Source organism: Nocardioides sp. YIM 152588 (assembly GCF_040191335.1).
Classification (GTDB): Bacteria; Actinomycetota; Actinomycetes; order Propionibacteriales; family Nocardioidaceae; genus Nocardioides.
This window is the reverse complement of the sequence record NZ_JBEGDJ010000052.1, coordinates 1-19,160: the sequence shown is the minus strand read 5'-3', so window position 1 is coordinate 19,160 and position 19,160 is coordinate 1. Positions and strand designations below refer to the sequence as shown.

Genomic DNA, 19,160 nt, shown 5'->3' with positions numbered 1-19,160 from the left:
TGAGGGTGGAGTGACAGACGAGACGCACGAGGCACACGAGTCCGATCCGGTACGGCGGCCCGCCGGCCCACCCGACGACCTGGAACGTCCCGAGTGGTGGGCGACGCTGAGCGACGACGCGCTGCGCGACGAGACCCGCGCCAACCGGCGCGCGGAGTGGTGGGTGCTGGCGACCGGCCTGCTGGCGATGGCGATCACGGTGGCGCTGCTGCTGTGGTGGGGGGAGCCCGGGTGAGAGGCGTCTCCGGCGGAAGCCCCTGGGGCCGGTGGGTGCTGCTCGCCCTCGACCCCGCGGAGCCCGCCTGGGTGCGCTGCGTGCCGTTCTCGGTGATCCTGACCGCCTCGGTGGCGGTGATCCCGGTGGTCGGGCTGGGCGTGCTCGCGCCGGGCCTGGTGGGCGCCGGCGTCGCGCTCGGCGTGGCGCTGCCGGCGGTCGCGGCGGCGCTGCCGTGGCGCCGGTTCCCGGCCCCGGTCGGCCTGACGATCCCGATCCTGCAGCTCGTCGCGCTGCTGCTGGTCCAGCTCGGCACCGACGCCTCGACCGGCCTGATCGCCGCGAACATGCTGGTGCCGATCGTGGTGCTCGCAGTCGACCAGGGCACGCGCGGCGCCGTGGTGGCGGCAGCGGGTGCGCTGGTCGTGACGGCGACGCCGCTGGTGAGCGGCACCCATGACATCGCCCCGGGCCTCGCCGTGGCGCGCTGCGTGCTGCTGCCCGCGATCACGCTGGCCGTGGCGCTGGCCATCGCCGAGGTGGTCGACCGCCTCGATCAGCGGCGACTCGAGCTGGAGCGGGTCAACGCACGGTTGGCGACCACCCGGGCGTGGGTCGTGGAGATGGTCACCGGGGCGCCTGACCAGGCGGTGCTCGGTGTCGACGCGGACGGCGTGGTGAACCTGTGCAACCCCGGCGCCGAGCGGCTGATCGGCCGGCCCGCCGCGGAGGTGGTCGGCCAGCGTCACATCGACGAACTCGGCCAGCCGGACGGGCCGCGCCTCGACCTGGCCGACGTGCCCGAGCACGGGACGATCCAGGACTACGAGCTGGTGCGCCCCGACGGCGCCGCGCGCCACGTGCGCGTCTGGGTGCTCGGCAGCCCCGGACTGTGGGGCGAGGCGGCGCCGGGGTGCATCCTGCTGGCCACGGACATCTCCTACGAGGTGGAGGCGCGGGAGCTGCAGCGGCAGTTCACGGGCCTGGTCAGCCACGAGCTGCGCACCCCGGTCACGGCGATCCTCGGCTACCTCGACCTGCTCCGCGGCGACGACGAGAACCTGACCGAGGACCAGCGCGAGAGCCTGGCCGTGATCGAGCGCAGCGCGCGCCGGCTGCTGCTGCTGGTCTCGGACCTGCTGCTGGCCGCGCAGGTGGACGCCGGGCGGTTCCGGATCAGCGTCGGGCCGGTGGACCTGGTCGGGCTGGTCCGGACGTCGCTGGCCGCGGTCGGGCCGACGGCCGCCTCGCGCGGAATCGAGCTGGTCTCCGACCTTCCCGTCTCGGCTCCGTTGCGGGGCGATTTCCCCCGGCTGGGTCAGGCGCTGGACAACCTGCTCACCAACGCGGTCAAGTACAGCGACCGGGGCGGCCGGGTGACCGTCTCCGTGACGCAGGACGAGGAGTCGGGCCTGACGCGGCTGTCGGTGGCCGACACCGGCCGGGGGATCTCCGCCGAGGAGCTGCCCCGGCTGACCGAGCGGTTCTTCCGCTCCGAGGAGCCGACCATCCAGGAGCGGTTCGGGGTCGGGCTCGGGCTCTCGATCGTGGCCACCATCGTCGTGGCACACGGTGGGAGGGTCGACATTGAGAGCACGGTGGGCGTGGGCTCGGAGTTCACGCTGGTGCTCCCCACCGCGGGCCCGCCCGCCGAGTCGGTCAGCGGGGCATGATCATCCGGACCGCGCCCATCAGGCTGGAGCCGAGGAAGCCGGCCCAGCTGAAGGCGTCGTCCCAGAGCACCACCTTGCCGTCGCGGACCTCGAAGGTGCCGCGCACCCAGAACGCGCAGGACCACTTGCCGTAGCTGAGTGCGTCCGTGCGGTCGGTGAGCACGACGCCGGAGGACTCGCCGGTCTCGGTGGCCGCGACGTGGTGCCAGCTCACCTCGAAGCCGACGCCCCGCTCGAGCATCTGGCGCAGCGCCTTGGCCACCTGGGGCCCGCGCATGGTGGGCAGGTAGGTGTTCTTCCAGACCACCTCCTCGTCGAGGAGGTCGAGGGCGGGCTCGATCTCGCCGGTGGCGAGGCTGTCGAGCAGGTCTCGGACGACGGCTTCAGGGGAGCTCATCCTCCCCAGCGTAGGGAAGTCAGAGCGGTTCGGCGATGGTCTGGATCCGCTCGGTCGCCAGCGCGATCATCAGCCGCGCCGCGGGCGAGAGCGTCGCGTCGGCGCGGTGCACCACGGCGTAGGTGTCGTACTGACGGGGTCGGAGCGGGACCCACCCGGCCGACGGCGCGAGCCGCGGCAGCAGCTGGAGCGCCGCGCCCTTGTTGATCACCGAGTCCGCCAGCCCGCGTTCCACCAGCTCGACCGCGGTCTCGATCTCCTCGACCTCGATCCGGGTCGGCGGGTTGCGGCCGGTGTCGTGGAGCATGCGGCGCAGCACCACCCGCGTGGAGTCGGTCTGGCGCCAGGTGGTCTCGGCCATCACGAGCGAGGCCTGCGCCAGCCGGTGCGCGGTCACCGGCGCGGCCAGCCGGTCGGGGTCGGCGGAGATGTAGACCAGCTCGTCCCGGGCCACCGGCGTGATCGCCAGCCCCTCGCTCTCCAGGTTGCCGACCGCGATCATCGCCGCCTCCAGGTGGCCGCGGCGCAGGTGCTCGGCCACGTCGGCGGAGTTCTGGCCGACCAGCTCCACCCGGACCCCGGGGTAGCGGCCCAGCACGTCGGCGACCAGGCCCGCGCCGGCGTAGAAGCGGGCGGCGCCGAACATGCCGAACCTGATGGTGCCGGTCTCCAGCGAGCGGGCACCGGCGACGGCGTGCTCGGCCTCGTCGACCGCGGCCAGCACCTTCTCCGCGTGCGGGCGCAGGGTGTCCGCGACCGTGGTCGGTACGACGCCGCGCCCGACCCTGCGGAACAGCTGCACCCCTAGGGACTTCTCGAGGTTGCGGACCTGCTCGGAGATCGACGGCTGCGCGTAGCCGAGCTCCTCGGCGGCCCGCGTCAGCGACCGGTGCTCGTAGGTGGTCAGGAAGCAGGTGAGCTGGTGCAGCGAGAGCATCGGCGCGACTCCGTCCACGACCGGGCAGGACAACGCCCGAGATATAGGGAAAGCCTAGGGCTGGCTCTGGAAAGCAAGACTACCCCTTCTGATGGCGCCGGCGGAGAATAGATGTGCCCGCCACTGTCGGCGGTTCCCAGAGAAGGAGTCCCACCCGTGTTCGCCCACGACTGCACCGCCTGCCACCAGTTCCACCTCGTCTTCCCCGACCAGATCACCGGCCTCGAGAACACCGACGCCGGCATCGTCGTCGGGTTCACCTGCTGGTGCGGCTCCGAGCAGTCCATCGTCACCGGGCGCGCGGCCGACAAGCCGCTCGAGGTCGTCGCGGCCTGACGCCGTACCCACCCGCGCGCGTGCGCGCGGCGTCGAGGGGCGGGCCGATTCGCTCCGCGTCAGACGCCGCCGGTATGCTGCGCGAGGTCGTGTCAGCCCCGCTGGCACTCCGCCGCCTTAGCTCAGTCGGTAGAGCGATTCACTCGTAATGAATAGGTCGTCGGTTCGATTCCGACAGGCGGCTCCGACGGAGAACCCCGTCCTGGTCAGCGCAGATGATGCGCGGGCAGGGCGGGGTTTCTCGTTGTCGGCCGCCCGCTGACCCGCGGGGTGACGCCGAGAGTGGGTGTGGGGTCGTGTGCCTGAGGCCCCGCTATGCCGCTGTCTGGGACACACGACTCGACTGGGAGCGGGCGTGCGCCTCGCCTGGGGCGGGTTGTGTGCCCGGGACCCCGCTATCCCGATGCCTCAGGCACACGACCCCGGCTCGGAGCGGGCAAGTCCGGAAGGGACGTGCCGTCAGCGGGCGGGGACGCCGTGTCCGCGCACCACCGGGGCCGTCTGGGCCCGGGTGCGCTCAGCGGCGCGCAGGGCCGGGGGGTTGCAGTCGCGCGTACCGAGGGCCCAGGTCGCGGCCATCCAGGTCGCAAGGAGCGCCGCGGACGCGGTGATCCAGATCGCGACGATGAGCAGCAGCATGTGCATGGTTCTTCACCCGGTTCGTGTGGGGGCAGGCACCTTCATTGGTGTTGTCGGCAGGAAGTGACCCCCACTTGAGGAGGAACTTCGAGCCCTCGCTCCCTGCCTCCTCCGTCTCCTTCCCCCGGGACCGTGAGCGAAACCACCCGATCCCGGCAACATCCGTGGAGCCGGCACCCGGAGGGCTTTCGGCCCTGGGCGCGGTGCCGTCGCGCCGGCATCCTGGGCGTGAACCGGGAACCGCAGCCGAGGGGTGAGCCCGCCGTGGCCGACCGACAGAAGCAACCGTTCCTCCCGCCGCGCTGGTTCGTCACCAACGCGTGGAAGGCCCACCGCGCGCTCTACCGGCGCACGAAGGGCCGCAAGGGGCTGTGGCCCCCGTCGGACAAGCGCGGGTGGGGCGCCCTGCGGCTGACCGCGGTGGGGCGGCGCTCCGGGGAGGAGCGCTCGGTCATCGTCGGCTACCTCGAGGAGGGCCCCGACCTGGTGCTGATGGCGATGAACGGCTGGGGCGAGGGCGAGCCGCAGTGGTGGCGGAACCTCCAGGCGGAGCCCCGCGCCGCCGTACGGCTCGCCGACGGCACCACGCGCCGGGTCCGCGCCCACGCCGCGGAGGGCGAGGAGCGCGAGCGGCTGTGGCAGCGGTGGCGCGGCGTCGAGCCCCGGCTGGACGACTACGCCGCGCTCCGGTCCACGCCGACCGACGTGGTGGTCCTGGCGCCGGAGGTTGACGCCGCGTGAATCGGCGCTGACCACGCCCGACACCTCCCGTTCGCGCGGGAGCCCTACGGTGCCCGCCGTGAGTGTCGAGACGCCGGGCACGCCACGGCGTCCGGCCGCGGCGCCACGATGGCGCTCCCCGGTGGCCGTGCTGGTCATGCTCCTGGCCACGGTCGGCATCGGCATCCCCAGCGCGATCGTGCTGACGCCCGCCCGGGAGACGGTGGTGGCGGGGCAGTACGTCGGCGTCGGCGGCAGCACGCCGTCCGGCGGGTGGCTGGGCGACCTCGACGAGATCACCGACGACGGCCCGCTGACCTGGCCCGGGGCGGCCGTCGACGGGTTCACCGGGCCGGCCGAGCTGGAGCAGATCGGCGACACCACGATCCGCCTGTACCGGATCCAGGTGCGCGGGCCGCTGCGGCCGCGGCTGGAGCTCGGCCCCCTGGTCCGCACCCGCGAGGCCGACGACCTGCTCGACCCCCGCTCCGGGCCGGCGGCGCGAGACCGGGCGGTCGCGGCGATCACGACGGCGTTCCGGAGCTGGTACCTCAGCGCCACCCTCCTCCTGGTGATCATCACGGCCGCGATGATCACCGCCCTGCTCTTCGCGCGCGTCTGGCTGGCGATGACGCTGGCCACCCGCCGGCGCTCCGAGACGAGCATCCACGAGGCGTGGGGGCGCCACGCCCGGCGCCTGCGTCGCGACGGCGCCATCGTGCTGGTCGGCACGCTGCTGGCCTGGGTGCTGGTCGGCGGCTGGGCGTGGCGCGACACCCGTGACGGCCTCGCTGGTGTGAGCTCGCCGCGCGACCTGGTCGGCGCCGCCCCGGTGGAGCTCCAGCCCGCCGGCCGGCCCGTCGAGGGGTACGCCGGCGCGGTGATCGGCGACTCGCGGGCCTCCCGCCTCGGTGGGCCGGCGCCGGACGACGCCGGCGAGGTGGACGAGGCGTGCGGCCGCTCCACGGACTCGCTGGCCGCCCAGGTGACCCGGCTCTCGCCGGGGGACCGGGCGCTCAACCTCGCGTGCCAGTCGGCCACGATCCGGGCCGGGCTGCTCGGCCCGCAGCAGATCGCCGGGGTCACCGCGCCGGCGCAGGTGGAGCGGCTGCTGAGGATCGAGGGCCTGCGGTACGTGGTCGTGATGGTCGGCCCGAACGACCTCTCCTGGGCCGACTTCCTCCGCTACTGCTACGGCGTCGAGGAGTGCGACGACCGGTTCACCAGCGGGCAGTTCGACTACCGGCTCGCGGCGTTCGACCGGGACTACGGCGACCTGCTCGCGGCCCTCGCCGCGCTGCCCGACGCCCCGCAGGTGATCGTGGTCGGCTCCTACGACGTCTTCGCGCCGGACGCGGACTGCTCCGACACCGAGGCGCCGGACGGCCTGCCGGGCCTCGACGAGGGCGGCATCGCCCTGCTCGCCGAGCGGAACGCGCGCTTCAACGACGTCCTCGCCGCGGGCGTCGAGGCGTACGGCTTCGACCTGGTCCTCCCGCAGCTGGAGCCGCTCTGCCAGCCGGAGGACCCCGAGGTCGGCGGGGACCTCCAGGGGCTGGCCGACCCCTACCCGTTCCACCCGACCGGGGTCGGCATGGTGCGGCTCGGGGCGGGGGTGCTGGCGGCGATCGAGCCACCGGCGGAGTGAGCGGTGCCGGGTGCGGGGCGCCGGCGTCAGCCGCGTCGGCCGCGCCCGGCGCGCTCCCGGGTGAGGACCGCGGCGAGGACCCCGACGGCGACGCCGACCAGCGTCTCGGCCAGCCGGGCGAGCACGAGGTCGGCGGCCGGCTCGGGGTGGGAGAGCTGGACCGCCAGCAGTGCGAGCGGCGTGATCAGCACCAGGGCCAGCCCGTAGTGGCGGGTGATCAGCAGCTCCGTGCCGACCTGGAGGGCGGCGAGGAGCAGCACGACGGCGAGCGCGGGGAGGTCCAGCCAGAGCAGCGTCCCGGCGAGGACGAGGCCGGCGACGGTGCCGGCGACGCGGTGCAGCGCGGAGGCGAGCTGGAGGTGCAGGCCGGGCCGCGCCAGCGGCACCACCGACGCGGCCATCGCCCAGGACGGGTGGGGTACGCCGGCCGCGGTCATCGCGGCGCCGGAGACCGCGACCGCGGCGGCGCAGCGCACCAGCTGCACGACCTCGCGGTGCCGGGGGCGCCGTACGACCGGCGGGGGACCGGTCCGCGGTCGGGTGAGCCGCTCCTCGACGACGCCGCCGCACAGGCCCAGGGCGGCGGTCGCCGCCGCGGTCAGCAGCGCGGCCGGCAGGTCCGCCGCGGTGAGCGGCACCGAGGCGGTGGTGGCGACGGCGAAGACCACGAACATCGGCCCGGGCGGGCGCCAGCCCCGCAGGTCGGAGGTGGCGGCGGCGATCGAGGCCCACGCGGCGGCCACCGGCACCACGGCCCAGGCCCCGGCGTCGAGCGCGGCGGTCAGGCAGCCGGTCGCCACGGCGAGCAGCAGTGCGAGTCCGCCGGAGACCTGCTGCCGCCAGCGGCCGGCGTACACCGCCGCTCCGCCGTAGACGGCGGTGAAGGCGCCGAAGGTGGCGTAGATCGCGAGGTCGAGGCGGTCGAGCGCCAGCAGGACCAGCAGCGGCACCAGGAGGGTCAGCCCGGTGCGGACGGCGGCGACCCGGGTCGGTGGGGCTGGCCCGAACCGGCGCAGCTCGTGCCGGACCCGGCGCGCCAGCCCCGGCGCGCCGGTCGCGGCGCCGCTCTCCTGGTCGCCCACGGTCCTCCCGACTCCGCAGGTCCGCTTCCGCGGCCTCAGGGAGATCGTGCCCCATCGGGGCGAGGGTGCGGCGGGGAGGTCAGAGGCGCTTGGCGATCCGCACGGCGGTGGGGACGGCCACCGTGGCCACCATGACCGCCCAGATGATCAGGCCCGCCTGACCCATCCCGGACCCGGTGACGGCCAGCACGATCGCGGGCACGACGAGGAGCAGGCCGAGCAGCAGTCGCTGCATCCGGACCGACATCCGCATCACCCCCCCCGGGAACGCATCGCGGCCCCGGCGGGCGGCGACCCGGAGGACGCTAGAGGCTGGGCGGCCGGAAGGGTGTCGGTCCGGAGCCGGGATCACCAACACTGGGCATCGGGGGGGTCGGCGCCTGCTGCGGCATCCGGTTCGGCACGAACGGCTGGAACCCGGTGGTCGGCACCCGCTCGCTGAGCAGCCGGGCCGCCAGCCAGCAGCGTCCGGCGATCCCGGAGGGCGTCGTCGTGCCGGGGTCCATCACCCAGTCGGTGAGGAGCCGCCGGATCCCCGCGTGCAGGAACGTGGCGAGGTCGTCCAGCGTCTCCCGGGGGAGCCGGTCGCCGAACGCGTCCTCGATCCGCTGCCGGGTGCCGGGCCGGAAGTACGCCGCGATCGCGTCGCTCACGTCGTGCGCGATCGGGCCCTCGAGCACCCGCCGGTAGAAGTCGCGGTGGGTGTCGAGGTGCTGGGCCAGGCTGACCAGGACGGGCGGCGGCGCGGCCCCCGGCCAGTGCGTCCCGTCGCCCCCGACGACCTCCGCGTCGAGCATCGCCCGGGTCGCCGCGAGCACCACGCTGTTGGCGTCCGGGTAGTGCAGGTAGACCGTCTGCCGGGTGCGTCCGGAGGCCTCCGCGAGGGCCGCCACGGAGACCCGGCGGCCGCTCGTGACGAGGTCGACGGCGGCCTGGTGGAGGGCGTCGGCCGAACGGAGGGCGCGGACGTCCCCCGAGCCGCTGCTCGCCCTCGTCCGGCCTGTCTCCGACGTCACAGGGTCGATTTTGACGCTTAGATTTACAGGTGTCAATCAGGATGCCTAGCATCTGATTTACACCTGTAAATCATCTCGGAGGCCCTCGAACCGCCCCTCGGCGGGTCCGGAAGCGCCCCGGAGAGCCCCGCCAGGAGGACCACCCGTGCGCCTGCGCCCGCGCCGAACGTCGACCGCCCCCAGCACCGCGACCAGCACCGCCACCAGGACCGACACCGACCCCGCCTCGCCGCTCCGCAGCCGGGCGCTGTGGCTCGTGCCGAGCCTCGCCGTCACCCTCGTCATGGGGTGCCTCGCGGCCACCTACCTCGGCGGCCTCGTCAACACCGATGCGAACCTCTCCGGCTTCCCGCTGGCGGTCGTCAACGACGACCGGGGGGCCACCGCCCCCGACGGCACCACGGTGGACGTCGGCGACCAGATCGCCGACAGCCTCGTCGCCGGCCTCGACGGCGACGAGTTCGACGTCGAGGTGCTGAGCGCCGCCGAGGCCGACGAGCGGATGGGCGCCGGGACCCTGTACGGCGTCGTGCTGCTGCCCGAGTCCCTCAGCGCCGACCTCCTCGGCTGGGCCGCCGCCGTGACCTCCCCGGCGGACCCCGACGCGGCCACCCCGGCGCCGACCGTGGAGCTGGCCACCAACACCCGGGCCGGCAGCATGGCGGCCGGCATCGCCTCGGCGGCCGGGCAGCGCGCCCTGGCCGAGGTGGACGCCGCGGTCGGCGAGCAGGTGACCGCCCAGGTCCGGGCCCAGCTCGCCGCCTCCGGCGCCGACGGGCTCTCCGCGGTCGAGGCCGCCGCGCTCGCCACCCCGCTCGACATCGAGGTTTCCGCCTACGACCCGCTCCCCGCGGGGACCGGGCGCGGGCTGTCCGCGTTCTACTACGCGCTGCTGCTGGTGATGGCGGGCTTCTCCGGCTCCATCGGCGCCACCACGCTGATCGACGCCCGGCTCGGCTTCGTCCCCGACGAGATGGGGCCGCGCTACCGGCACCGTCCGCACTCGGGCCTGAGCCGCCGTACCACCCTCGTCGTGAAGTGGGGGGTGATGGCGCTCTCGGCGGCCCTCGTCTCGACGGTCTACCTGGCGGTCGGCGCGGCCCTCGGCATGCCGATCGACCACCCGTGGGTGCTGTGGGCGTTCGGCGTCGCGATGATCTGGTCGATCGCGGTGGTCGTCAACGCCGTCAACGCCCTGGTCGGCAACCTCGGCATGACGGTCAACCTCTTCATCTTCATCGTGCTCGCGCTGCCCTCGGCCGGCGGCACGCTGCCGCTCGAGGCGGTGCCGCCGTTCATCCGCTGGCTCGGCTCCTTCGAGCCGATGCACCAGGTGTACGTCGGCGCGCGGGCGATCCTCTACTTCGACGCCGGCTGGGACGCCGGCCTGGGCCGTGCGCTCGCCGCGGCCGGGATCGCCGCCGCGCTGGGGCTCGTGGTGGGCCTGGTCGGCACCCGCGCGTACGACCGGCGAGGGCTGGCGCGGGTGCACCGGGCGGTGGTCGCGTAGCCCCGCGTCACATGGATCCTGGTCGCGAGATCGCCCGATCCGCGACCGAGATCCATGTGACGCGGCGCGGCGCTCAGTCGTGGATGCGCCGGTTCCCGAGGAACTCGACCATCGCCGGGTCGCGGTGCGAGAAGAAGAGGCTCTCGTCCGCGTCCATGGTCGCGATCAGGTCCATCTCCTCCGGGGTGAGCTCGAAGTCGAAGACGTCCAGGTTCTCCGCCATCCGGTCGCGACGCACCGACTTCGGGATCACCACGACGTCGCGCTGCACCAGCCAGCGCAGCACGACCTGGGCGATCGTCCGTCCGTGCCCGTCGGCGACCGCGCCGAGCGTCGGGTCGCCGAAGAGGTTGTTGCGCCCCTCGGCGAACGGCCCCCACGACTCGTGCTGCACGCCGCGCTCCGCCATCAGCGCGTGGTCCTCGGCGCGCTGGAAGAAGGGGTGGGTCTCGATCTGGTTCACCGCCGGGACGACCTCGTTGTGCACGATCAGGTCCACGAGCCGGTCGGGGTGGAAGTTCGACACCCCGATCGCCCGGGCCAGGCCGCGGCGCTGCAGGGCCTCCATCGCGCGCCACGCGCCGTAGTAGTCGCCGTACGGCTGGTGGATCAGGTACAGGTCGAGGTGGTCCAGCCCGAGCGCCCGCAGGGAGGCCTCGGCCGCCGCCTCGGTGGCCCGCTCGCCGGCGTCCTGGACCCAGAGCTTCGTGGTCACGAAGAGCTCCTCGCGGGGTACGCCGGACGCCGCGATCGCGCGGCCGACCCCCTCCTCGTTGCCGTAGGAGGCCGCGGTGTCGAGGTGGCGGTAGCCGGCGTCGAGGGCCTCGGCGACGACGCGCTCGGTGTCCTCGGGCGGGACCTGGTAGACCCCGAAGCCGAGGACCGGCATCGGGACGCCGTTGTTGAGGGTGACGGTGGGGATCGGGGCCGGCATCGGGGCGCCTTCCTCCTCGGGTCGGCGCTGGTCGCCGCGTGGTCCCAGCAAACACCCAAACCGTCCGTGAGCGGGAGCCCGGAAGGGAGCCGCGGGGGTTCCGTACCGGGGCTGCGGCCGACAGACTGCGGGAGAGCCGAGCCCCAAGGAGGCGCGATGTCAGCGACCCGGACCGCGGCCGCGCCGCCCAGCCCCGAGACCGGGCGGACGCTCTCCGGGCGGGCCCGGACGATCGCGTTCAGCACGATCGCGCTCGGCATGCTGCTCGCCGCCCTCGACGGCACGATCGTGGCCACGGCGCTGCCGACGATCGTCGGCGACCTGGGTGGCGGCACGCACATGGCGTGGGTGGTGACGGCGTACCTGCTCGCCCAGACGGCGGTCACCGCGGTGGTCGGCAAGCTCGGCGACCAGTTCGGCCGGAAGAACATGTTCCAGGTCAGCGTGGTCGTGTTCATCCTCGGCTCGGCGCTGTGCGGCGCCGCCCCGGACATGCTGTGGCTGATCGTCTCCCGCGCCATCCAGGGTCTCGGCGGTGGCGGCCTGACCGTGACCGCGATGGCGCTGATCGCCGACATCATCCCGCTGCGCGAGCGCGGCAAGTACCAGGGCGCGCTCGGCGCGGTCTTCGGCGTGGCCACCGTGATCGGGCCGTTCCTCGGCGGCCTGTTCACCGACCACCTCAGCTGGCGCTGGTGCTTCTACGTCAACGTCCCGCTGGCGATCCTGGTGATCATCGTCGCCGGGCGGACGATCCCGCACGCCCGGGCCGAGGGACGCCCGAGGATCGACTTCCTCGGCATGATCGCGGTCTCCGTCGGCGCCGGCGCGCTGGTGCTCGCCACCAGCTGGGGCGGCACCGAGTACCCGTGGGGCTCCTGGCAGATCATCGGCCTGCTGGTCCTCGGCGTCGCGGTCCTGGCGGCCTTCGTGCTGATCGAGCTGCGGGCCGTCGAGCCGATCCTGCCGATGCGGCTCTTCTCCGCGCCGGTCTTCGCCTATTGCAGCGCGCTCAGCTTCGTCGTCGGCTTCACGATGATGGGCTCGATGACGTTCCTGCCGACGTTCTTCCAGTACGTCCTCGGGGAGTCCGCGACGGTCTCCGGCCTGTCGATGCTGCCGATGGTCGTCGGCCTCATGCTCACCTCGATCACGGCCGGCAACGTGGTCGGCAGGACGGGCCGGTACAAGTTCTTCCCGGTGGTCGGCACCCTGGTCATGGGCGTGGCGCTGGTGCTGCTGTCGACGATGGACCCCGACACCCACAAGTGGGTCACCGGGGCCTTCCTCTTCGTGCTCGGCCTCGGCATCGGGATGAGCATGCAGGTGCTGACGATCATCGTGCAGGGGTCGGTGCCGTACGCCGACCTCGGCGTGGCGACGTCGGGGGTGACGTTCTTCCGGACCATGGGCGGCGCGTTCGGCACCGCCATCTTCGGCACGCTCTACGCCAACTTCCTCGCCGACCGGCTGCCCGGGGCGATCGTGGAGGCGCAGGTCAGACCGGCTGACGTGGCCACCCCCGCGCTGCTCCACGAGCTCTCCGACAGCGTCATCCGCCCGATCGTCGAGGCGTACGCCGACTCCCTGAGCGAGGTCTTCCTGTGGGCCGCGCCGGTGGCGCTCGTCGCGTTCGTGCTCGCCCTGCTGCTGCCCCAGGTGAAGCTCTCCGACAGCCTGGCCCCGGAGGCCAACGACATGGGCCACGGCTTCGCCGCGCCCGAGGCGCTGCCCAGCCGGGAGGTGTTCACCCGCCAGGTGGTCACGCTCCTCTACGGCCGCGGCCGGGACGGGATCACCGACGTGCTCGAGTCCAACCGGGTGCCGATCGACGCCGGCTGGGCGTGGGGCATCGCCCAGGTCTACGGGCTGACCACGTCCGGCCGCCGGGCGGACGTGGGCGAGATCGCCGGCTCGCGGCGGATGCCCGCCGGCGTACTGGCGCCGCTCTTCGAGCGGCTGACCGTCGAGGGGTACGTCGCCGGGCCGCTGGACGACCTGGTGCTCACCGACCGGGGCCAGGTCGCCGTCGACCGGCTCCGGGCCGCGCTGAGCGAGTGGATCGTGGAGAGGCTCGAGCTGGAGCCGTCCGACACCGAGCAGGTCGCCGAGGTCGTCGGCGACCTGACCCGGCAGCTCGTGATCGACCGGGTCGACAACCCGATCGTGCCGCCGAGCCTTGCCGCGGCGGCTGCCGCGGACTGAGGTGTCGGCCCGGCCGGTGGCACGGCTAGCGTGGTGGCCATGAGACTCGGAATGGTCATCGACTACGCGCGCGGCTTCGCGGAGACGGTCGAGCGGGTGCAGGCGTACGAGCAGGCCGGCCTGGAGCTGGTCGCGATCCCGGAGGTCTACTCCTTCGACGCGCCCAGCCAGATCGGCTACCTGGCGGCGAAGACGGAGCGGATCGAGCTGATGTCGGCCATCCTGCCGATCTACTCCCGCACCCCCGCGTTGACCGCGATGACCGCGGCCGGCCTCGACTTCGTCTCCGGCGGCCGCTTCACGCTCGGCCTCGGCGCGTCCGGCCCGCAGGTGATCGAGGGCTTCCACGGCGTCAAGTACGACGCCCCGCTCGGCCGCACCCGCGAGGTCGTCGAGATCTGCCGCCAGGTGTGGCGGCGCGAGCCGGTCGTCTTCGAGGGCAAGCACTACACGGTGCCGCTGACCAAGGAGCACGGCGGCTCGGGCCTCGGCAAGCCGCTGAAGATCATCAACCGCCCCGTCCGCTCCTCCATCCCGGTCTCGATCGCCGCGCTGGGCGAGAAGAACGTGGCGCTCGTCGCGGAGATCGCCGAGGGCTGGCAGCCGCTCTTCTTCCACCCCGGCCGGTTCGAGGCGGCGTGGGGCGAGGCGCTGGAGTCCGGCTTCGCGAAGCGCGACCCGTCGCTGGGCGAGCTGGACATCCAGCTGCAGATCGCCTTCCACCTCGGCGAGCCCGCCCCCGAGGCGGTCGCCGCGGTCCGCAACCAGCTCGCGCTCTACGTCGGCGGGATGGGCGCCCGCGGCAAGAACTTCTACAACCAGCTCGCCTGCCGCTACGGCTACGAGGCCGAGGCGAAGGAGATCCAGGACCTCTACCTCGACGGCCGCAAGGCCGAGGCCGCGGCGGCCGTCCCCGACGACCTCGTCGACGCCGTCTCCCTGATGGGCCCCGAGGACGTGATCCGGCGGAAGCTCGACGACCTCGACGCCGCCGGGGTGCGGACGCTGCTGCTCAACCCGGTGGCGGAGTCGGACGAGGAGAAGGTGGCGCACGTCGGTCGGCTGGCCGAGATCGTGCGGGAGCGGGCGGCGGGCTGAGGTCGCGGCCGTCGGTCGGTCGGAATCACCGGTCGACCGGTGATTCCGTCGCCTGACAGGCGTTGCAACGCCCGTCAAGCAACCGAACCGCCTGTCCGGTGTGGCCGGTGAGCCTCGTGGGGCCGCCGCCCGGTGGGCTCCGTCCTCGCCGCGCCGCTCACCCCGGCGCCACCACCACCGTCCAGCCGATCGCCTTGCCGGAGCCGATGCTTGCGGTGGCGGTGTGCTGGGGCCACGTCCCGGCGTCGGCCGGGCCGCCGTCGGCGGTGGTGCTGCAGACCTGGCCGCTGCCGCTGGAGGAGCCCGACCGGCGCTGGACCAGGTCCGCCGGGGTGGACCAGGTCGCGGACCCGTTGACCTTGGTCACCCAGTGGTGCACCACCCGCGAGCCCGCGGTCGCCACGGTGGCCGCGGGCGCGCTGTGGCCGGTGCCGCTGCCCGTCTCGTTGGCCCACTCCACGACCGGCGCCGACCCGGCGTCGTACGCCGTCAGCGTGATGTCGTACTTCGCCCGGACCCCGAACGGCACCACCACCTCGGAGCCGGACGTCGCGCCGGCGGCGGTCCGCGTGTAGGCCCACGAGCGCAGGTCGCTGCCGTCGGCGGCGGCGTCGCGCAGCGTCCAGCCGGCGGGCGTCGCCGCGGTCGTGGCGCGGTTGGTGGAGACGAAGAGCACGAGCGTGTCCCCGGCCTCGACCGCGCCGGGCACCGTGACCCGGGCCGAGGCGGCGTTGCCGTTGCCGCCGGCCACCGCGCGGAACTCGGCGGTGTCGGTCGGGTCCGGCGGCGGAGGCGGGGGCGGCGGGGGAGGCGGCGGCGTCCCGCCGCTGCTGGAGAGGGCGACGGAGTACTCCGCGCCGCCGCTGACCCGCACCGCGTCGGAGACGCCCGGCACGACGACCGCCGACGAGCGGCTGGTCGTGGTCCCGTCGCCCAGCTGGCCCGACGTGTTGTAGCCCCAGGCCCGCACCGTGCCGTCGGCGAGCGCCGCGAGCCCGTGGTCGCGTCCGGAGCCGATCGCGACCGCGCCGGTGACGCCGTTGACGGTGACCGGCCGGGTGCGCAGCGCGGTGGTCCCGTCGCCGAGCTCGTTGCGGTAGTTGCGGCCCCAGGCCAGCACCCGCCCGTCCTCGCGCAGCGCGTAGGAGTGGTGGGCGCCGGCGATCACCGCGGTGACGCCGTCGGTGACCTCGACCGGCGACGTCCGGTTCGTGCGGGTGCCGTCGCCGAGCTGGCCGAACCGGTTCCAGCCCCACGTCCACACCGACCCGTCGGCGGTCAGCGCCAGCCCGTGGTCGCGGCCCCCGGCCAGCTGGACGACGTCGGTGAGGCTGCCGACCCGGACCGGCGTGGTCCGCCGGGTGGTGGTGCCGTCACCGAGCTGCCCGTCGGCGTTGAGGCCCCACGCCCACACGGTCCCGTTGGTCGCGATCGCGTAGCTCATGTCGCGGCCCGCCGCGATCCCCACGTACGAGCGGGTGCCGGAGACCCGCACCGGGCTGGTGCGGTTGGTGGTGCTGCCGTCGCCGAGCTGGCCGTTGGCGTTCAGTCCCCAGGTCCACACCGAGCCGTCGGGGAGCAGCGCCATCGAGTGGTAGTGGCCGGTGGTGACCATCGTGACGCCGCTCAGGCCGGGGACCGTCTGCGGTGATGTGCGCTGCCCGCCGGAGGCGCCGATGCCGAGCTGGCCGCGGCGGTTGCTGCCCCAGGTCACCACGGTGCCGTTCTCGCGCAGCGCGACCACGTGCTCGCGGCCGGTGTGCAGGTCCACCACGTCGTCGAGGCCGGGCACGGGCGCCGGGGTCCGGTGCGCGGCGGTGGTGCCGTCGCCGAGCTGACCGAAGTCGTTGCCGCCCCACGAGTACGGCGTCCCGGGCGGCGCCAGGTCCGCGTGCGCGGCGGGCGCGAACGGGCCGACCAGGCCGCCGGCGACCACCAGCGCGAGGGTCGTGACGAGGAGAAGGATCGGCCGCGCCGGTCGGCGGGCCTGGGTGACGAGGGACATCGTTGGGCCTCCGGTTCGCCTCTCGTCGAGGCTAGGCCCCGGGGCGGCGACCGGCGTCCCCAGGATGGAGTACGGCCCGTTGCGGGCAGGGTCAGACGATGCGGGTCGGACGATGCGGGTCGGACGATGCGGGTCAGACGATGCGGGTCAGACGATGCGGCGGAAGTGCCGGTCGTGGTGGACCAGCGGGTCCTCGGCGGGTCCGAGGTCGACGGCGCTCACCGCGGCGAGGACGAGCCACGCCTGCCCGGCCGGGACCACCTGGTGGTGGGCGAACCGGAACGTCGCCGTCGCGTCGGCCAGCACGGGCAGCCCGTCCGCCGCGTCGGGGAACGTCCAGCCCTGGTCGGCGGTGAACCGCTCGGCGCCGCGGGTCGCGAACGCCGCGGCCAGCTCGGCGTGCTGCTCGCCGAGCAGGTAGACGGCACCCCGGCTGGCGGACGCGATCGCCGACCCCGACGCGCTGGAGCGGAGCACGGAGAAGGAGAGCAGCGCCGGCTCGGCGCTCACCGACGCGACGCTGGACGCGGTCAGGCCCACCAGCCCGTCCGGGGTCGGGCAGACGACCAGTGCGACGCCGGTCGGCTGGCGCCGGAAGCCCGCCTTGAAGGCGTCGGCCAGAGCCGGGCCGCCGAGGCCGTCCGCGCCGGGCCGCGCCAGGTCCGTCATCAGGTCCGTCACGCTCGCTCCCACTGTCGGTACCGCTCCCGTCCTAGTTGAACGTAGAACTTCACCGCCCCCGGGGATCATCCCGCGGGGCTGTGGGATACCTCACGTCGTCCGGATCCGGCCAGGTCCGCGACGGGGCTCAGGCGAGCGCCTCCGCCAGCACCTCCAGCTGCCGCGGGTCGTCGCTGGTCGGGATCAGCTGGACCTCGTCGGCGCCCAGGTCGGCGAAGCGCCGCAGGGTCGCGCGCAGGTCCGCGACCGTCCCGGCGAAGCCCGCGGTCGGGGCCAGCGCGTCGACGTACGCAGCCGGGATCCAGTTCATGTAGTGGCGCAGGTGCCGGTGGACCTGCCCGCGCGGGTCGGCGGAGGTCTCGGCCAGGGCGAACCAGAACGACGTGGTCAGCCGCGGCGCCGGCCGCCCCGTCCCGGCCCATGCGGAGCGGGCCACGTCGAACAGGTCGGCGGTCGCGCCGAGGTCCAGGTCCAGGCTCATCCCGGCCAGCCCGTCGGCCCACCCCGCGGCCGCGGCGAGCGTGCGGCGTCCGTGGGTGCCGACCAGCAGCGGAGGCCCACCGGGCCGGTACGGCGGCGGGCCGACCGGCAGCGTCGCGCCGGTGACGTTGTCACCGGCCCAGACCCGGCGCAGCGTCCGCGCCCGCTCGCCGAGGTCCGCGATGCGCCGGGTGTCCCAGTCGGCGCCGACCGCGGCGTAGTCCTCCTCGCGGCCGCCGACGCCGAGCCCGACCGTGAGCCGGCCGCCGCACAGGCGGTCGGCGGTGGCCAGCGCCTTCGCCAGCGCCACCGGGTCGTGCAGCTGGGGCACGATCACGGTGGTGGTGATCGGCACCCGCGTGGTCCACGCGGCGACGGCGCCGAGCAGCGTGAGGGCGTCGGGGTTGTCGAACGCGACCCGCTCGCCGAACGCGATCGAGGAGAACGGGCCGGCGTCGATCGCCGAGGTCCAGTCCCGCAGCGTCTCGGCGCCGACGTGCGGCTCCATCACCGGCAGGGTCAGCCCGACGTCCATCACGCCGGCCACTCTGGCAGCCGCCGGGCGCCGGCGAGAACAGGTTCTATCGATCCGCCCGCGCTGTTAGCGTCCCTGCGCATGAGCGACGAGGCGTCCTTTCCCCTGCCGAACGCCGGGTTCGACCTGACCGGCCAGGTCGCGCTGGTCACCGGCGCCTCCTCGGGGCTGGGGGACCGGTTCGCGCGGGTCCTGGCCGCCGCCGGCGCGAAGGTGGCGGTCTGCGCCCGCCGGGTCGAGCGGCTCGACGCGCTCGTGGCGGAGATCGCCGAGGCGGGCGGCACCGCCGTCGCCGTACCGCTCGACGTCACCGACGCCGCCGCGATCACCGCCGCCGTCGACGCCGCCGAGGAGGCGCTCGGCCGGGTCACGATCCTGGTCAACAACGCCGGCGTGCCCGACGCGCGGCTCGCGCACAGGATGAGCGTCGAGTTCGTCGACACGGTGATCGGCACCAACCTGCGCGGCCCGTGGCTGATGGCGACCGAGGTGGCCAAGCGGCTGATCGCCGCCCGCGAGCCGGGCCGGATCGTCAACATCTCCTCGATGGCCGGCTTCGCCACGATCGGCCCCGGCTCGGCGCTCTACGTGACCACCAAGGGCGCGGTGAACCGGATGACCGAGGCGCTGGCGGTCGAGTGGGCCCGCAACCGGATCAACGTCAACGCGATCGCGCCCGGCACGTTCCAGTCGGAGATGATGGACGGGATGATCGAGCGGATGGGCGACTTCCGCGAGGCGCTGCCGCGCAAGCGGTACGGCGACCCGGCCCAGCTCGACAGCACCCTGCTCTACCTGGTCTCGCCGGCGTCGGAGTTCGTCACCGGCACGGTGGTCAAGGTCGACGACGGTCAGATGCCCCGCTGACGCCGCCGGTTGAGGTGCGAGGCCGCCCGCGGCCGAGCCTCGAAACCAAGGCCTCCGGTGGGGTGGTTTCGAGGCTCGCTTCGCTCGCACCTCAACCACCGGCGGGCTCGCTTCGCTCGCACCTCAACCACCGGCGGGCTCGCTTCGCTCGCACCTCAACCACCGGCGGGCTCGCTTCGCTCG

The 19,160-nt window shown here is 74.1% G+C and carries 19 protein-coding genes and 1 tRNA gene; 10 read left to right on the top strand and 10 right to left on the bottom strand.

From position 1 onward, the window contains the following. Positions 1-10: 10 nt before the first annotated feature. Both ABLM29_RS18460 and ABLM29_RS18455 read left to right on the top strand, forming a co-directional pair. Entirely contained in the window at positions 11-235 is a 225-nt protein-coding gene (locus ABLM29_RS18460; protein WP_349715963.1) for a hypothetical protein, read from the top strand. Further along, positions 232-1,887 carry a sensor histidine kinase gene (locus ABLM29_RS18455; protein ID WP_349715961.1) on the top strand — a complete coding sequence of 552 codons (1,656 nt, stop codon included), beginning with the start codon at positions 232-234 and terminating at the stop codon, positions 1,885-1,887. The genes ABLM29_RS18460 and ABLM29_RS18455 overlap by 4 nt, the downstream gene beginning before the upstream one ends. On the opposite strand, the gene ABLM29_RS18450 is transcribed toward ABLM29_RS18455, so the two are convergent. After that, positions 1,874-2,284, bottom strand: a complete 411-nt coding sequence (locus ABLM29_RS18450; protein ID WP_349715959.1) for a limonene-1,2-epoxide hydrolase family protein — start codon at positions 2,282-2,284, stop codon at positions 1,874-1,876. The two genes, ABLM29_RS18455 and ABLM29_RS18450, sit on opposite strands and share 14 nt — an antisense overlap. Before the next feature lie 19 nt (positions 2,285-2,303). Continuing rightward, a complete protein-coding gene (locus ABLM29_RS18445) occupies positions 2,304-3,239 on the bottom strand; it encodes a LysR family transcriptional regulator (RefSeq protein ID WP_349715957.1) in 936 nt (311 codons plus the stop codon). A 138-nt stretch (positions 3,240-3,377) separates the two neighbouring features. Here ABLM29_RS18445 and ABLM29_RS18440 point away from each other — a divergent pair, with 138 nt between their 5' ends. Then, positions 3,378-3,557: a hypothetical protein gene (locus ABLM29_RS18440; protein WP_349715956.1), complete on the top strand. Its 180-nt coding sequence runs from the start codon at positions 3,378-3,380 to the stop codon at positions 3,555-3,557. A gap of 111 nt (positions 3,558-3,668) precedes the next feature. Next, positions 3,669-3,741, top strand: a tRNA-Thr gene (locus ABLM29_RS18435). Positions 3,742-4,016: 275 nt separating this feature from the next. On the opposite strand, the gene ABLM29_RS18430 is transcribed toward ABLM29_RS18435, so the two are convergent. Next, a complete protein-coding gene (locus ABLM29_RS18430) occupies positions 4,017-4,196 on the bottom strand; it encodes a hypothetical protein (RefSeq protein WP_349715954.1) in 180 nt (59 codons plus the stop codon). Positions 4,197-4,460: 264 nt separating this feature from the next. On the opposite strand from ABLM29_RS18430, the gene ABLM29_RS18425 reads away from it, so the two are divergent. Next, complete coding sequence (locus ABLM29_RS18425) at positions 4,461-4,937, top strand: nitroreductase/quinone reductase family protein (protein ID WP_349715952.1); 477 nt, start codon at positions 4,461-4,463, stop codon at positions 4,935-4,937. A gap of 58 nt (positions 4,938-4,995) precedes the next feature. Continuing rightward, on the top strand, positions 4,996-6,564 hold the full coding sequence (locus tag ABLM29_RS18420) for a GDSL-type esterase/lipase family protein (RefSeq protein ID WP_349715951.1): 1,569 nt from the start codon (positions 4,996-4,998) through the stop codon (positions 6,562-6,564). Positions 6,565-6,590: 26 nt separating this feature from the next. Here ABLM29_RS18420 and ABLM29_RS18415 read toward each other — a convergent pair whose 3' ends face one another. The 3 genes from ABLM29_RS18415 to ABLM29_RS18405 form a co-directional block, all read right to left on the bottom strand. Continuing rightward, entirely contained in the window at positions 6,591-7,646 is a 1,056-nt protein-coding gene (locus ABLM29_RS18415) for an FUSC family protein (protein ID WP_349715949.1), read from the bottom strand. A gap of 79 nt (positions 7,647-7,725) precedes the next feature. Beyond that, a complete protein-coding gene (locus ABLM29_RS18410) occupies positions 7,726-7,893 on the bottom strand; it encodes a hypothetical protein (RefSeq protein ID WP_349715948.1) in 168 nt (55 codons plus the stop codon). A gap of 58 nt (positions 7,894-7,951) precedes the next feature. Then, positions 7,952-8,662, bottom strand: coding sequence for a TetR/AcrR family transcriptional regulator (locus ABLM29_RS18405; RefSeq protein WP_349715946.1), 711 nt, complete (start codon positions 8,660-8,662; stop codon positions 7,952-7,954). Positions 8,663-8,807: 145 nt separating this feature from the next. Between ABLM29_RS18405 and ABLM29_RS18400 the strand changes: the two genes are divergently transcribed. After that, complete coding sequence (locus ABLM29_RS18400) at positions 8,808-10,172, top strand: YhgE/Pip domain-containing protein (RefSeq protein WP_349715944.1); 1,365 nt, start codon at positions 8,808-8,810, stop codon at positions 10,170-10,172. A gap of 73 nt (positions 10,173-10,245) precedes the next feature. On the opposite strand, the gene ABLM29_RS18395 is transcribed toward ABLM29_RS18400, so the two are convergent. Further along, positions 10,246-11,106 (bottom strand): aldo/keto reductase, encoded by an 861-nt coding sequence (locus tag ABLM29_RS18395; RefSeq protein WP_349715943.1) that lies wholly within the window; start codon positions 11,104-11,106, stop codon positions 10,246-10,248. A gap of 156 nt (positions 11,107-11,262) precedes the next feature. Between ABLM29_RS18395 and ABLM29_RS18390 the strand changes: the two genes are divergently transcribed. Then, positions 11,263-13,311: an MDR family MFS transporter gene (locus tag ABLM29_RS18390; protein ID WP_349715942.1), complete on the top strand. Its 2,049-nt coding sequence runs from the start codon at positions 11,263-11,265 to the stop codon at positions 13,309-13,311. A gap of 39 nt (positions 13,312-13,350) precedes the next feature. Then, the gene (locus tag ABLM29_RS18385) at positions 13,351-14,409 is read left to right on the top strand and encodes an LLM class F420-dependent oxidoreductase (protein ID WP_349715941.1); all 1,059 of its coding nucleotides are present in this window, start codon (positions 13,351-13,353) and stop codon (positions 14,407-14,409) included. Positions 14,410-14,566: 157 nt separating this feature from the next. Here the strand turns inward: ABLM29_RS18385 and ABLM29_RS18380 are convergent, their stop codons facing one another. From ABLM29_RS18380 to ABLM29_RS18370, 3 genes are all read right to left on the bottom strand, one after another. After that, positions 14,567-16,414, bottom strand: a complete 1,848-nt coding sequence (locus tag ABLM29_RS18380; protein WP_349715939.1) for an RCC1 domain-containing protein — start codon at positions 16,412-16,414, stop codon at positions 14,567-14,569. Between the two features lie 147 nt (positions 16,415-16,561). Next, positions 16,562-17,095, bottom strand: coding sequence for a flavin reductase family protein (locus ABLM29_RS18375; protein ID WP_349715938.1), 534 nt, complete (start codon positions 17,093-17,095; stop codon positions 16,562-16,564). A 127-nt stretch (positions 17,096-17,222) separates the two neighbouring features. Then, entirely contained in the window at positions 17,223-18,110 is an 888-nt protein-coding gene (locus ABLM29_RS18370) for an LLM class flavin-dependent oxidoreductase (RefSeq protein ID WP_349715979.1), read from the bottom strand. 81 nt (positions 18,111-18,191) lie between these two features. Here ABLM29_RS18370 and ABLM29_RS18365 point away from each other — a divergent pair, with 81 nt between their 5' ends. After that, positions 18,192-18,977: an SDR family NAD(P)-dependent oxidoreductase gene (locus ABLM29_RS18365; protein WP_349715937.1), complete on the top strand. Its 786-nt coding sequence runs from the start codon at positions 18,192-18,194 to the stop codon at positions 18,975-18,977. The last annotated feature ends 183 nt before the right edge of the window (positions 18,978-19,160 follow it).